This is a genomic window from Allobosea sp., assembly GCF_030694325.1.
In the GTDB taxonomy this organism is placed as follows: Bacteria; Pseudomonadota; Alphaproteobacteria; order Rhizobiales; family Beijerinckiaceae; genus Allobosea.
Window position 1 is genome coordinate 1 of sequence record NZ_JAUXYO010000170.1, and the last position, 12,726, is coordinate 12,726.

Consider the following 12,726-nt stretch of genomic DNA (forward strand, 5'->3'; position numbering starts at 1 on the left):
CCTCAAGGCACAGCTCGAGGGCCGCAAGAGCTGAGGGAGACGGCGTCTCCCGCCTTCCGCTGAGGCTCCCCGGTGCGCGACGACCGCCAAAGGCTCGACAAATGGCTCTGGTTCGCGCGCTTCGCCAAGACGCGCCCGGCGGCGGTGCGTCTGATCGAGGACGGGCATGTCCGCCTCGACGGTCGCCGGGTCCTCAACCCAGCCCAGGGAATGAAGCTCGGCGACGTCCTCACGCTGGCCTTGCCCCATGCCACCGTCGTGGTGCGGCTGCTCGGGCTCGGCGAGCGGCGCGGGGCCTTCGAGCAGGCACGATTGCTCTATGAGCGCCTCGACGCGGCCGGGCGCGGCGATCCGTCGCTTGCCGAGGATGCGGACGGCGGCTAAAACGAAATTCGTTTGTACACAAACGATCTCCGCATCGGCACGGCGGGGCGTCCGACGGCCGGACCGGGCGAAAAGAGAAGGTCCTGCTCCCGGTTGTGACGGAAACAGTCTTGAACCGGACGGGTTTGAGCGCTTTATGGGCGGCGCTGGAGACGGGAAGGACCTGCGACATGACCTATGTGGTCACCGAGAACTGCATCAAGTGCAAGTACATGGACTGCGTCGAGGTCTGTCCCGTCGACTGCTTCTATGAAGGCGAGAACATGCTCGTCATCCACCCCGACGAGTGCATCGACTGCGGCGTCTGCGAGCCGGAATGCCCCGCCGAGGCGATCAAGCCCGATACCGAGCCGGGACTGGAGAGCTGGCTGCAGCTCAACTCGAAATATGCCTCCAGCTGGCCCAACATCACCCAGAAGAAGGATGCGCCCGTCGACGCCAAGGCCTTCGACGGCGTCGCCGGCAAGCTCGAGGCGCATTTCTCGCCCAACCCCGGCGAGGGCGACTGAACGCCGTCGCGAAACGGCGCCGCGCGGCGCTCGCGGGCGTTAACCACATGCCCGCTGCCGGGCCGAAGCTTGTGCCGGGCTTGCGTTTACCTTTGATTCGGCGTGTTTTTTATGCTACAGGATAGCTTCAGTCGCATTCGTTCCGCATGCCCCTGCGAGGTTTTTCACAAACGGGGCGCCCCCAGAAAAGGATGACGAGAGCCGCCGGCACCTTTGCCGGAGCATTCGCCGTCTTTGCCCGGTGGCATAGGAGAAACGACCGGCTGAGGGAGCATGAGGCGGCGGGCCCTGCCTGCCGTCCCAGGCAGAGTGTCTCCGGCCATCCGGCTGGAGATTGAGAATCGCGAGCCCGCGTCCAGCGGTCCGGTCAGGAGTCTTAACGGCATGTCCACGGTGAAGAAAGCTGTCGTGCGCCAGGGTTTCAAGACGGGCGAGTTCGTCGTCTATCCGTCCCATGGTGTCGGCCAGATCACGGCAATCGAGGAGCAGGAAGTCGCGGGCTTCAAACTGGAACTCTTCGTCGTCAGCTTCGCCAAGGACAAGATGACGCTGCGCGTCCCCACCGCCAAGGCCGCCAGCGTCGGCCTGCGCAAGCTCGCCGATGCCGAGAGCGTCACCAAGGCGCTCACCACGCTGACCGGCCGCGCCCGGGTGAAGCGGACCATGTGGTCGCGCCGCGCCCAGGAATACGAGGCGAAGATCAATTCGGGCGATCTGGTCGCCATCGCAGAGGTCGTCCGCGACCTCTACCGCTCCGAGGCCCAGCCCGAGCAGTCCTATTCCGAGCGCCAGCTCTATGAGGCCGCCGTCGACCGCATGACCCGCGAGATCGCGGTCGTCGACGACATCACCGAGACCGAGGCCCTCAAGAAGATCGAGGGTCAGCTCGCCAAGTCGCCCCGCCGCCCGGCGAAGGGCGAGGTGGTGGAAGCCGCCGAGGGCGATGTCGAGGGCGACAACGACGATCTGCGGGAAGAGGCCGCCTGAGGCGCGATTTTCCGCTGCCAAGAACAGAGAAACCCGGCGGGCGACCGCCGGGTTTTTTCATGCCTCCCTGCCGCGTGACTCCTCGTCATAAAGCGCGGGTCATCCCGGACGCAGCGAAGCGGAGATCCGGGATCCATTCCGGAGCGCTGATCAGAAAGGTTCCGGAATGGGTCCCGGGTCAAGCCCGGGACGACGGGGTGTTTCCGTAGACAGCCCGAATGTTCCGGAGGCAGGCGGCTCTCACGCCGCACCGGTCTCCGCCGCGAGAAAGGCGACCGCCTTGTCCCAGGCCTGCTTCGCTGCCGCCGCATTGTAGCGCTCGGCGCTGGTGTCGTTGTGGAAGGCGTGGTCGACATCCGGGTAGACGACGACCTCGTGGCGGATGCCGGCCGCCTTCAGCGCCGCCTCGTAGTCCGGCAGTTGCTGCACAAGGCGCGTGTCGCGCGCCGCATGCTGGATCAGCAGCCGCGCCTTGATCTGCGGCACCTTGGCGAGGTCGGGCGAGCGGCCATAGAACACCACGCCTGCCGCGAGCTCGGGCACGGAGACGGCGAGGTCGTTGACCACGCCTCCGCCCCAGCAGAAACCGATCGCGCCGGTCCTGCCCGTGGCCTCCGGCCGCACTGCCAGGAGCTTCAGCGCCGCCCGGCCCTGGCGCAGCACGTCCTCGGCCGCAAGCTTCGGGAACAGGGCGCGCGCCGCGTCGGGATCCGCCGGCGTCCCGCCCAGCGGCGTCAGGAAGTCGAGGCCGAGCGCCGTGAAGCCCGCCAGCGCCATCCGCCGCGTCACGTCCTCGATATGGGGATTGAGGCCGCGGTTCTCGTGGATGACCAGCACGCCGCCGCGCCGGCCCGCTGCCTTGGGCGCGACCAGATAGCCCCTCAGGAGAACGCCATCGACGCTCGTCTCCAGCCGCTCGCTCGTCAGCCGACCGTCGTCGGGCGCGATCTGCTGGGCTTGGGCGTAGTTCGGTTCGAGTAGGGCGAGAGCGGCCTCGGCGGCCGCCGCCGACCCCGCCAGCAGCATCAGGCGGTTGAAGAACACCCGCCGGTCGAGCGGCTTGTGCGTATATTCGTCATAGAGTTCGACGATGCGACGATCGAGCGCCATGGCCACCTCCCGCTGCGGCGGAGGCCACCCGCCTCGACCGACTGATCGCCGCAGCTTAGCGGGTCGCAGCGGGAGATCACCGAGCTCCCGAGGCTCATCGCGCCTTCGTGAAGCAGGGGCCGGAGGGCCCTATTCCGCGACGATCTTGTAGCGCTGCCCCGGCACCAGCGCGCCGCCGCGCTCGATGCCGTTCAGCACCAAGAACAGCTCCTGCGCCCGCTCCTGCTCCGGCATCCGGGCGGCCATGGTCGCGGGGGTGTCGCCCGCGGCGGCCGTCACGATCCGCACCGTCACCGGCCTTACGGCTTGCGCCTCCTCCGGGCTCAGCACGCGGAAGCTCGCCATCAGCGCCCGCATCGGCCGCTCGGGATCGCTCCCGCCCTTGGCTGCGAGAATGAAGCGGTAGACCCGGTTGCCGGCCTGCACGGCCGCCAGCCGGAAGGTCCAGTCCGTGCCCTTGCCGACCGCGATGACGCCCGGTTGCCCTGCCATGTCGAGCGGCTCGATCGCAGTGGTCTCGACACCTTCGATCCAGCCGGCGGCGACATAGGATTGCAGCGTCTGGTCCGGCTTGAGCGTGACCGAGTCGAAGCGCAGCGCCTGCGAGCCGTTGGCGCTGACGCCGATGACCATGTCGCGCGCCGCCTCGAGGCTGAAGCCTTCGGGGGCTGTGAAGCCGATCCGCAGCGCGCTGTTGACGTAGCGACGCCCGCGCACCACGCCGTCGCGCGGCTCGTCGCCATAGGCGAGGCCGTCGATCGCCGAAAGCCAGCGACCGGCATCGCGTTCGCCGAGGCCCGGCGCCCCGATCTGCCGGGCGGCGGCCGTGACGGCGGCGATCCGCTCCGGCGTCTGGGGGTGGCTCGAGAGCATGTCGAGGCGCTTGTCCTCGGCGCTCTGGTTCTGGCCGCTGTTGCGAAAGGCGGTGTTGCGCCCCAGCGCCGCCAGGAAGCGGCCGGCGCCATACGGGTCGTAGCCGGCGCGGGAGATGGTGCGCACGCTGATCTGGTCGGCGTCGAGTTCCTGCTGACGGGAGAACTTGGCGAGCGACAGTTTCGACACGGCGCGCACGGCCGCGCCCTGCTGCGGATCGTTCAGCACCTGCGCGACGACCTGGCTGACCAGGGCCGATTCCAGCTCGCGCTCGGCCCGCTCGACCGCGTGCTGGGCGGTGACATGGGCGATCTCATGGGCGAGGACGGAGGCGATCTCGGCGGTGTCGTTGGCCAGGGCCAGCAGGCCGCGCGTGACGTAGAGCCGGCCATTGGGCAGGGCGAAGGCGTTGACCGCAGGCGAGTTCAGGATCGTGATCTCATAAGCGCCGATCTGGCCGTCGCCGGCCTTGGCGAGCCGCGCCACCACCTCGTCGAGCAGCGCCCTTGCCTTCGGGGCGCGGTATTCGCCGCCGAAAGCGCTGAGCAGCCGCTGATGCTCGCTGGCCGAGGCCCGCTGCAGCGTGCTGACGCGGGGCGCGATCTCGCCTTCCGAGGCCTGCGGCGGCAGCAGGACGCTCTGATCGCCCGCGCAGCCGAGCAGCAGCAGCGTGGGAACCACGACTGCGCCCAGTCGGCGCCATCGCCGCAACCGGTCTCGCCAGAACTCCAGCATGCCGTCAGTCGACTCGTTCGAGGGCGGCCATCGAGGTCACGTCCAGCAGCAGGCCGTCCCGCCCCGAGAGGACGCCGCGCGCGCGCAAGCGTTTACCGGCCAGCCCGCTCGCGGTCCAGCCGACGTCCTGCAACGCACGCCAGAGGGTCTTCGACAGCACGATCGAGGCAGCCTCCCCACGCCGGCGCGAAAAATTCAGATAGGCCCGTTGCGTCCGCTCACCGACCGAGGCGACGCGACCCTCGACGACGACGATGCGCCCCTGATGCGCCCTGAGCGCGGCGAGATCATGGCTGTCGAGAACCGATTCGCCTGAAACGGCAGGCGACGAGGCTCCCGCCATCGGCGCCGACCGGCGCGGGGCCGTCTCGCGCACGGTTCGCACCGCGGCGGCCCCGCCGCAGCGGGCAGGCCGCGCTTCCGGCAGGGCGAGCGCCGCCCCCTCCGCGATCAGGCGCTCCGCAAGATTGCGCGGCTCTTGCCCCTCAGCCCGCGCGAACAGGCGCGCCGGCAGCCGCCCCCAGCGATCGGGCGGGCCCAGCAGCACCAGCGCGAGATCCTGCCCGCGCCAGACTCCGAGCCCGGCCTCGAAGCGCTGCGCCTCGCCATCGTCCTGTCGCGGAGCCACCCCCACGAGCCTGAGGCGGCGCCCGTCGGTCAACAGTGGATCACCCGCGGCATCGACCCCCGACAACCGCACCACCGGGCTGTCCTCGGCGAGGTCGGCGCAGGCATCGGCGGCAAGAGTCGTTCCCGCCAGGAACGGCCCGACGGCGAGAAGAGCGAGCAACAGGCCAAGAAACGGCTTCAAACACATGCCGATTATGCTACACGGTTCTCCGCACGTCCCGGTAGCTCAGCAGGATAGAGCAACGGTTTCCTAAACCGTAGGTCAGGGGTTCGAATCCCTTCCGGGACGCCATTTCAGAACCGCGCCGGCTCCTGGCCGCTCTCGTCACGAAGCCAGCGCGGGTCCGTCTTCGCCGTCGGATTCTCCCGTCGGTCGCCAGGCGCCCGTCAGGGTCAGGCTCGCGCTGTAGATCACCCTCCCGCCCTCATCCCGGACACAGACCGCGAATTCCCGCTGGTCGCCGTCGGGCAGGACCTCCCTCACCATGTCCGGCAGCGCGTCCAGCGCGAGATAGCGCGCCGCCTCGTCGCCCGCGAGCTCGACGCCCTCGTGGTCGACATGGGAGAAATTGCCGTCGGAACTGTCGATGTAATAGCGGGGCATCTCGCAGCAATCTCCGGCGATGGCTGGGGTTCCGTCAGCGTGGCATCTTGACGAGGTTGAGATAGGTCGGGTCGAACTGGGAGAGCCGCGCCAGGCCGTCGAAATCCAGGATCGTGACGAGGCTGCCCTTCCAGCTGACGAGCCCTGTCGCTCGCAGATCCTGCAGCGTCCGGTTGACGTGCACGAGAGAAAAGCCGAGCGCATCAGCGAGCTCGCTCTGCGCCACGGGAAAGGCGAAGCGGCCTTCCTCCGCCAGGCCGACGGCGGCGAGACGACGATAAAGCTCGCAGATCAGGTGCCCGAGATGCGCCGTGGCCGAGCGCCGCCCGCTGGAGGTGATCCAGGCCCGCTGGATCGCGCCGTCGATCACCGTCGACAGCCAGAACAGCCGGCCAAGATGCGGCGAGCGCTCGATGACCCGCAGCAATTCACGGTGCGGCACATAGGCCGCCTCGCAATCGGTGAGTGCGATGACGCTGTGGTCCATGACCTTGAGCAGCAGCGCGTGCAGATCGACGAAGTCGCCGGGGATGTGCAGGGCCGTGATCTGGCGCTTGCCGTCGGCGAGCACGACCTCGCGGGCCGTGAAGCCCGACAACACGACGCAGCTTTCGCCGGGCTGCGAATGCTGGGACACAAGCTCTTCGCCCCGATGCAGGAACCGCCTGCGCCGGGCCAGCCCCTCGATCAGTGCCACCTCTTCGGTGCTGATCTCGTCGCGCAGCGACAACGAGGTCAAGAGCGCCTGCAGTGTCCCCGGAAAACCTTTTTCGGCCATAGGTTGCTGAACGCGAGAAGGCGGGCATCGTTCCGAGGGAGGTCGAGGCGAGAGCCGCTCATGATACCGACCGTCTCGCGCCGATCTACGCGCATCTGATCAGCCTGGCCAATTTCGCACTTCTCGGCGAGCGCGCGGTGACGCGCGCCTGAACGACCCGAGCCCCGGTCAGGCGCGCTGGATCAGCGGGGCCTGGCCTGCGGTCGATTGCGAAGACACCTGCGAGGCCGTGTCTGGACTGCACTGCGGTAGCTGGATCAGCCGCGGCATCCGACGGTTGCGGAGAAGGTTTTCCAAAGCCGAAACCCGAGCGATCTCGAGGGTTTCCAAAAATGGCGCGCCCGAAAGGATTCGAACCTCTGACCCTCAGATTCGTAGTCTGATGCTCTATCCAGCTGAGCTACGGGCGCGTATCGGGTCGCGGCGTGGCGCCGCGGCTTCGATGGGGCGGGAATAGCCGCTCTACCTCGGCTTGGCAACCCTCAAACACGCCGGGCTGCAAAAGTTTTGCCGCCTCGACCGTCCCGAGTTCGTCACACCGGCGCGTTCGCGCGCCGCGTCAGCGTTCCACCGCCAGCAGCGGCAGGCCGGGCGGCAAGGTGGGTGCAGCGAGCTTGCCCCGGCTCTTGGGCAACTTCTCGGCAATGCCGTGGAGCGCCTCGCGCCGGTCCATCTCGCGCCAGACATCCTCCGGCGCGATGCCCATGGCGCTCCACAGGACGACCAGGTTGTAGATCAGGTCGGCGCTCTCGCGAATGGCCCCGGCGCGATCGCCCTGGACGGCGTCGAGGCCGACCTCGAAGGCCTCTTCCGCCAGCTTCTTGGCCATTTTGGGCAGGCCCTCGGCGACGAGCCGGGCCGTCCGCGAATGGGCTGGGTCGCGGGAGCGGGACGCGAGCACGGCGGCGTGGAGACGGTGGATCGAATCGGCCATCGCGCCAGACTCGGCGCTGCCGATGAGCGTTTTATGACACGCGCGCGTCGACTGCGTCGCGGACGGGCGCCGGCTTCAGTCGGCGATGACCTGCAGCCGATGCAGCCGCGCATAGGCGCCGTCGCGGGCAAGCAGCGCGTCGTGGCTGCCGATCTCGACGATTTTGCCTTCTTCCATCACGACGATCAGATCGGCCTCGCGCACGGTCGAGAGCCGGTGGGCGATGACCAGCGTGGTGCGGTTCTTCATCAGCCGCGACAGCGCCTGCTGGACGAGTTGCTCCGACTCGGCGTCGAGCGCGCTCGTCGCCTCGTCGAGCAGCAGGATCGGCGCGTCCTTGAGGATGGCGCGGGCAATGGCGATGCGCTGGCGCTCCCCGCCCGAGAGCTTCTGGCCGCGCTCGCCGACCGAGGACGCGTAGCCCTCCGGCATCGCCATGATGAAATCATGCGCGGCGGCGGCTTTCGCCGCGTCGACGATCTCGTCGTCGCTGGCGCCGGGCCGTCCGAAGGCGATGTTGGCGCGCACCGTATCGTCGAACAGCACGACATCCTGGCTGACGACACCGATCTGCGACCGCAGCGACGCCAGCGTCAGCCCGCGCAGATCCTGCCCGTCGATCTCGATGCGGCCCTCGCTCGGGTCGTAGAGACGCGGCACCAAAGCGAGCAGCGTGGATTTACCCGAACCCGAGCGTCCGACCAGCGCTGTGGTCTTGCCGCCCTCGGCGACGAGGTCGATGCCCTCGAGCGCGCGCTGGTCGTCGCGATAGCGGAAACGCAGCTGCCGGAAGGCGACCTCGCCGGCGCCGACGACCAGAGGCCTGGCGTCGGGGGCGTCGACGATCCGGGGCTGCTCGTCGAGCAGGGCGTAATAGCGCTTCAGGGAGGCGCCCGCCTCCTGGACGATGGCGTTGAGGTTGCCGAGCGAGCGCATCGGCTGGGCCGCCAGCAGCAGCGCCGAGACATAGCCGGTGAAATCGCCGACGGTCGAGCCGCCGCCGGTGATGCGCACGCCGATCGCCGCCAGCACGCCGGCCACCGCCATGCCGCCACCGACCTCGAGCAGCGGATCGAGCCGGCCCCGTGCATTGGCGGCCTTCATCTTGAGCGCGCGGATGGTCTCGAAGGCGCTCGCCGCCCGCCGCTCGAGATAGGGCTCGAGCGTGTCGGTCTTGGCGGCGCGCGCGCCCTGCAGGCTCTCGGTGACGAGGCTCGCCATCAGCCCTGTCTGCTCCTGCTGCGAGGTCGCCATGCGGCGCAGCTTCCGGCCGATCTTGCCGATCGGATGCGCGACGATCGGCGCGACCAGCATCACCACCAGCGTCATCTGCCAGTCGATCCAGAACATCGCGCCGACCAGCGCGATCGCGGTGAGCACGTCGCGCACGGCGATGTTGATCAGCCGGGTCAGCGCCTCCTTGACGAAGGTGAAATCCGTGGTGAAGCGCTGGGTCAGCGAGGCCGGGTTCTCGCGATGGAGCTGGGCGAGGTCGGCCCGGATCAGATGCGTGTAGAGCGCCGTCTGCATGTCGGCTTCGATCCGGCTGACGACGCTGTTGGTCATGATCGTCTGGGCCAGCAGCGAGAAGCCCTTCACCGCCGTGACGATGACGACGACGACCGCGACCGCGTTGACGACGCCGATCTCGATGCCGATCGACTTGGAGACCAGCCGCTCCATGCGCCGCACGAAGCCGGTCGCCTCCGCCGTCACCGGGTCGGCGAAGGCATCGAACGCCGCCTTGATCAGCAGCGGGTAGAAGCTCGTCGTCGCCGCGATCACCACGACGAGGCCGAGGATCATCGCCATCTGCGGCAGATAGGCTTTGACCTGCTCGCGCCAGACGCGGAGGAGAAGCGCGAAGGTGTCGTCGGTGACGCGGCCAATCTTCATGGCGCGCGACCTATCACGGCGCCAGAGCGAGCGCTACGGCCGGCCGGGTCTTGCTCCGGACAAGAAGCTGGCGTCCCATGGGCGCGACCGATTCAGGAAAGCGCGACAGCCCATGCCCCTTCACCCGCCGGCCCAGCCCGGCCAGAGTTTCGCCGAGATCGACACGCCGGCCCTCATCCTCGATCTCGACGCCTTCGAGCGCAACCTCGTCACCATGGCGGCCTATACGCAGGGACACGGCGTCCGGCTGCGGCCTCATGCCAAGACCCACAAGAGCCCGGAAATCGCGCTGCGCCAGATCGCCCATGGCGCGGTCGGGCAGTGCTGCCAGAAGGTGGCCGAGGCGGAAGTCCTGGTCGAGGGCGGCGTCGGCGACGTGCTGGTCAGCAACGAGGTCGCGGGCGCCGCCAAGCTCGACCGGCTGGCGAAACTGGCTCAGAAAGCGAAGATCGGGCTCTGCGTCGATCATCTCGACGGCATCCGCGAGGCGGCCGAGGCCGCCGCCCGCCACGACGTCGTGCTCGACGTGCTCGTCGAGATCGATGTCGGTGGCCGCCGCTGCGGCGTCGCGCCCGGCGAGACGGCAGTACGCCTGGCGGAGGCGATCGCGCGCAGCAACACGCTGCGCTTCGGCGGCCTGCAGGCCTATCACGGCACCGCCCAGCACATGCGCTCGATCGACGAGCGCCGCGAGGCGATCGAGCGCGCGGCGCTCGGCACCCGCAACACGATCGAGCGGCTGCATCAGGCCGGGCTCGCCTGCGCCGTGGTCGGCGGCGCCGGCACCGGCACCTTCGAGATCGAGAGCCAGTCCGGCATCTGGAACGAGATCCAGGCCGGATCCTATATCTTCATGGACGCCGATTATGCCCGCAACCGTCAGGCCGACGGCACGCCCTTCCGCACCTTCGAGCATGCGCTGTTCATTCTCACCGGGGTGATGAGCAAGCCCGTGCCGGACCGGGCGGTCGTCGATGCCGGCCACAAGGCGGCCTCGGTCGATTCCGGCATGCCGATGCCGTTCCGGCGCGAGGGCGTGATCTACACCAAGCCCTCCGATGAGCACGGCGTGCTGACGGGCGACCCGATCGCCCTGCCGCATCGCGGCGACAGGCTGCTGCTGATCCCGGGCCATTGCGACCCGACGGTGAACCTGCACGACTGGTATGTCGGCGTGCGCGGCCTCCATACGGCTGATGCCCATGTCGAGGCACTCTGGCCGATCGCGGCGCGCGGCGCCCTGACCTGACGCCGGCGCCGCCGGAATACGCCCTCAGCGATTGAGCCTGACGGCGCCGCTGCGCGACAGATCGTAGCCGCCGAGCTCGCGTGCCCGAGCGGCCATCTCGGTGCCGCGCATCCAGCCCAGGAGGCTCTGCGCGGCCGGCTCGAAATAGGTCCGGCGGCGCATCACCAGATCGACATGCTCCCAGACCAGCGGCAGGACATCGAGCCCGAACGCGCTGGCGATGGCCCGCGAGGCGATGCCGCAATCGGCGCGCCCGGTGCGGATGGCGAGCGCGAGATCCTGGCCCGTGGCACAGACGCCCTCGGCCAGCACCATGGCCTGCGAGGGCAGGGACTCGCGGGCCATCAGGCTGTCGAGCAGGAGCTGCGCCCCGGCTCCCTTCTGGCGACGCGCGAACCGCGCACGCTTTTCGACCGCCGACGCGATCCCCGTGAGCCCGAGCGGATTGCCGGGCGCGACCAGAAGACCCTGCTCGCGGCGCGCGAATCCGATCACCACGGCATCGTGGAGTCCTGATTCCGCCATCACGGCCGCCGGATTGGCGCGGTCGTCGTCGGGCGTCGCATGGAGATGGATGGCCGCGATCGCGACCTCGCCGCGTAGCAGCCGGTCGAGCCCCGCCTGTGAGCCCTCCGCCAGCAGCGCCAGGCCGCAGCCTGAGTCCCGCACGGCGACCTCCAGCAGCGAATCCTGGCTGCCGCCGATGATCGGCGGCGGGGATGCAGGCTGCATCCCCTCCGGCCGCGAGAGCCCGGCCTCCAGCCAGCGGTCGAGCGCCGCGCGCGGAAACAGCCATTTGCCACTGACCTTGGTGCAGGGCACCCCGCCGCTGGCGACGAGGTCATAGAGCTTGCGCTCCTTCAGCCGGAGGTAACCGGCCGCCTCCTCGGTCGTCAGATAAGTATGATCCTGCGCTGACATGCATTGACCTGCGCTGGTTCCAAAGTTGGCATTTGGTCGCATTGAATTCTAAGAAAGACAAGTCTTTGCAGGGAACCTGGATCAGGGAGCGGGCTGACTTGGACTTCGCAGCGATCTTTTCGGCCGCTTTCGCCCTGATCGTCGGGCTCGATCCCGCGTTCCTGGCGATCGTCGGCCTGTCGTTGCGGGTGACGCTGACGGCGGTCCTGATCGCGGCTCTGATCGGTTTGCCGCTGGGCGCCGCGCTGGCCCTGGCGCGCTTCCGCGGCCGCTCGGCGGTGATTGTCTGCCTGAACGCGCTGATGGGTCTGCCGCCCGTCGTCGCCGGCCTCGTCGTCTTCCTGATGCTCTCGCGCTCGGGGCCGCTCGGGCCGCTCGGGCTGCTGTTCACGCCGACGGCGATGATCCTGGCGCAGGTCCTCCTCGTCCTGCCGATCGTGATCGCGCTGACCCGCCAGACGGTGGAGGATCTCTGGGGCGAGTATCGCGACCATCTCCGTTCGGTCGGGCTCGAAGGCGTCCGCGCCATCCCGACCCTGCTCTTCGACGGCCGCTTCGCGCTGGCCACCGCCCTGCTCGCCGGATTTGGCCGGGCGAGCGCCGAGGTCGGCGCGGTCCTGATCGTCGGCGGCAATATCGCCGGCTACACCCGGACCATGACCACGGCGATCACGCTCGAAACCTCCAAGGGCGACCTGCCACTGGCGCTCGGGCTCGGGCTCGTGCTGATCGCCCTGACGCTCGCCATCAACGCCATCGCCTTCGGCGCCAGCCGCATCGGCGCGCGTTATGCCGGGTGAGCTTCATGCGTGACCTCGCCTCGATCCTGCCGCTCGACGTCCGTGCCGTCGCCTTCCATGGCGGCGGGCGCCGCCTCGTCGACGGCATCAGTTTCCAGCTGCCGGCCGGCGGGCTGACCGTCATTCTCGGTCCCAACGGGGCGGGCAAATCGCTGACGCTGCGGCTCTGCCACGGCCTGCTGACACCGAGCGAGGGCATGATCGCCTGGGCGCACGGCGCAGAGGGGCGCAACCGGCGCCACGCCATGGTCTTCCAGAAGCCGATCATGCTGCGCCGCTCGGTCGAGGCGAATGTGCTGCACGCGCTGGCGGCGGC

The 12,726-nt window shown here is 68.9% G+C and carries 14 protein-coding genes and 2 tRNA genes; 7 read left to right on the forward strand and 9 right to left on the reverse strand.

Features of this window, described 5'->3' with window-relative positions; translation table 11 throughout:
- The first annotated feature begins 72 nt into the window (after window positions 1-72).
- The 3 genes from Q8M82_RS10605 to Q8M82_RS10615 all read left to right on the forward strand — a co-directional run bounded on the left by Q8M82_RS10605 (window position 73) and on the right by Q8M82_RS10615 (window position 1,880).
- Window positions 73-384 carry an RNA-binding S4 domain-containing protein gene (locus Q8M82_RS10605; RefSeq protein ID WP_305691330.1) on the forward strand — a complete coding sequence of 104 codons (312 nt, stop codon included), beginning with the start codon at window positions 73-75 and terminating at the stop codon, window positions 382-384.
- Window positions 385-554: 170 nt separating this feature from the next.
- The gene (fdxA, locus tag Q8M82_RS10610; RefSeq protein ID WP_305691331.1) at window positions 555-893 is read left to right on the forward strand and encodes a ferredoxin FdxA; all 339 of its coding nucleotides are present in this window, start codon (window positions 555-557) and stop codon (window positions 891-893) included.
- 384 nt (window positions 894-1,277) lie between these two features.
- Window positions 1,278-1,880, forward strand: coding sequence for a CarD family transcriptional regulator (locus tag Q8M82_RS10615; RefSeq protein WP_305691332.1), 603 nt, complete (start codon window positions 1,278-1,280; stop codon window positions 1,878-1,880).
- Window positions 1,881-2,120: 240 nt separating this feature from the next.
- On the opposite strand, the gene Q8M82_RS10620 is transcribed toward Q8M82_RS10615, so the two are convergent.
- From Q8M82_RS10620 to Q8M82_RS10630, 3 genes are all read right to left on the reverse strand, one after another.
- Window positions 2,121-2,990: a dienelactone hydrolase family protein gene (locus Q8M82_RS10620; protein ID WP_305691333.1), complete on the reverse strand. Its 870-nt coding sequence runs from the start codon at window positions 2,988-2,990 to the stop codon at window positions 2,121-2,123.
- A gap of 129 nt (window positions 2,991-3,119) precedes the next feature.
- A complete protein-coding gene (locus Q8M82_RS10625) occupies window positions 3,120-4,544 on the reverse strand; it encodes a M48 family metalloprotease (RefSeq protein WP_371126311.1) in 1,425 nt (474 codons plus the stop codon).
- Between the two features lie 58 nt (window positions 4,545-4,602).
- A complete protein-coding gene (locus Q8M82_RS10630) occupies window positions 4,603-5,415 on the reverse strand; it encodes a hypothetical protein (protein ID WP_305691335.1) in 813 nt (270 codons plus the stop codon).
- A gap of 28 nt (window positions 5,416-5,443) precedes the next feature.
- Between Q8M82_RS10630 and Q8M82_RS10635 the strand changes: the two genes are divergently transcribed.
- A tRNA-Arg gene (locus Q8M82_RS10635) sits at window positions 5,444-5,520 on the forward strand.
- A gap of 33 nt (window positions 5,521-5,553) precedes the next feature.
- Here the strand turns inward: Q8M82_RS10635 and Q8M82_RS10640 are convergent.
- From Q8M82_RS10640 to Q8M82_RS10660, 5 genes are all read right to left on the reverse strand, one after another.
- Entirely contained in the window at window positions 5,554-5,832 is a 279-nt protein-coding gene (locus Q8M82_RS10640) for a DUF6894 family protein (protein ID WP_305691336.1), read from the reverse strand.
- A gap of 34 nt (window positions 5,833-5,866) precedes the next feature.
- Window positions 5,867-6,571 (reverse strand): Crp/Fnr family transcriptional regulator, encoded by a 705-nt coding sequence (locus tag Q8M82_RS10645; protein WP_305691337.1) that lies wholly within the window; start codon window positions 6,569-6,571, stop codon window positions 5,867-5,869.
- Between the two features lie 372 nt (window positions 6,572-6,943).
- Window positions 6,944-7,020, reverse strand: a tRNA-Arg gene (locus Q8M82_RS10650).
- Window positions 7,021-7,169: 149 nt separating this feature from the next.
- Entirely contained in the window at window positions 7,170-7,544 is a 375-nt protein-coding gene (gene hisE / locus Q8M82_RS10655) for a phosphoribosyl-ATP diphosphatase (RefSeq protein WP_305691338.1), read from the reverse strand.
- Between the two features lie 75 nt (window positions 7,545-7,619).
- Window positions 7,620-9,440 (reverse strand): ABC transporter ATP-binding protein, encoded by a 1,821-nt coding sequence (locus Q8M82_RS10660; protein ID WP_305691339.1) that lies wholly within the window; start codon window positions 9,438-9,440, stop codon window positions 7,620-7,622.
- A gap of 112 nt (window positions 9,441-9,552) precedes the next feature.
- Here Q8M82_RS10660 and Q8M82_RS10665 point away from each other — a divergent pair, with 112 nt between their 5' ends.
- Window positions 9,553-10,689 (forward strand): DSD1 family PLP-dependent enzyme, encoded by a 1,137-nt coding sequence (locus Q8M82_RS10665; protein WP_305691340.1) that lies wholly within the window; start codon window positions 9,553-9,555, stop codon window positions 10,687-10,689.
- Window positions 10,690-10,713: 24 nt separating this feature from the next.
- Here Q8M82_RS10665 and Q8M82_RS10670 read toward each other — a convergent pair whose 3' ends face one another.
- Entirely contained in the window at window positions 10,714-11,610 is an 897-nt protein-coding gene (locus Q8M82_RS10670) for a helix-turn-helix transcriptional regulator (RefSeq protein ID WP_305691341.1), read from the reverse strand.
- Between the two features lie 98 nt (window positions 11,611-11,708).
- On the opposite strand from Q8M82_RS10670, the gene Q8M82_RS10675 reads away from it, so the two are divergent.
- Both Q8M82_RS10675 and Q8M82_RS10680 read left to right on the forward strand, forming a co-directional pair.
- Window positions 11,709-12,410: an ABC transporter permease gene (locus Q8M82_RS10675; protein ID WP_371126312.1), complete on the forward strand. Its 702-nt coding sequence runs from the start codon at window positions 11,709-11,711 to the stop codon at window positions 12,408-12,410.
- Window positions 12,411-12,415: 5 nt separating this feature from the next.
- A partial coding sequence (locus Q8M82_RS10680; protein WP_305691342.1) for an ATP-binding cassette domain-containing protein occupies window positions 12,416-12,726 on the forward strand: 311 nt, incomplete at its 3' end.

What these genes read in the sequence shown, in the direction of transcription:
- fdxA (WP_305691331.1), top strand. Translation starts at nt 555, where the DNA reads ATGACCTATGTGGTCACCGAGAACTGCATCAAGTGCAAGTACATGGAC.
- Q8M82_RS10615 (WP_305691332.1), top strand. Translation starts at nt 1,278, where the DNA reads ATGTCCACGGTGAAGAAAGCTGTCGTGCGCCAGGGTTTCAAGACGGGC.
- Q8M82_RS10660 (WP_305691339.1), bottom strand. Translation starts at nt 9,440, where the DNA reads ATGAAGATTGGCCGCGTCACCGACGACACCTTCGCGCTTCTCCTCCGC.
- Q8M82_RS10665 (WP_305691340.1), top strand. Translation starts at nt 9,553, where the DNA reads ATGCCCCTTCACCCGCCGGCCCAGCCCGGCCAGAGTTTCGCCGAGATC.
- Q8M82_RS10670 (WP_305691341.1), bottom strand. Translation starts at nt 11,610, where the DNA reads ATGTCAGCGCAGGATCATACTTATCTGACGACCGAGGAGGCGGCCGGT.
- Q8M82_RS10640 (WP_305691336.1), bottom strand. Translation starts at nt 5,832, where the DNA reads ATGCCCCGCTATTACATCGACAGTTCCGACGGCAATTTCTCCCATGTC.
- Q8M82_RS10630 (WP_305691335.1), bottom strand. Translation starts at nt 5,415, where the DNA reads ATGTGTTTGAAGCCGTTTCTTGGCCTGTTGCTCGCTCTTCTCGCCGTC.
- Q8M82_RS10620 (WP_305691333.1), bottom strand. Translation starts at nt 2,990, where the DNA reads ATGGCGCTCGATCGTCGCATCGTCGAACTCTATGACGAATATACGCAC.
- hisE (WP_305691338.1), bottom strand. Translation starts at nt 7,544, where the DNA reads ATGGCCGATTCGATCCACCGTCTCCACGCCGCCGTGCTCGCGTCCCGC.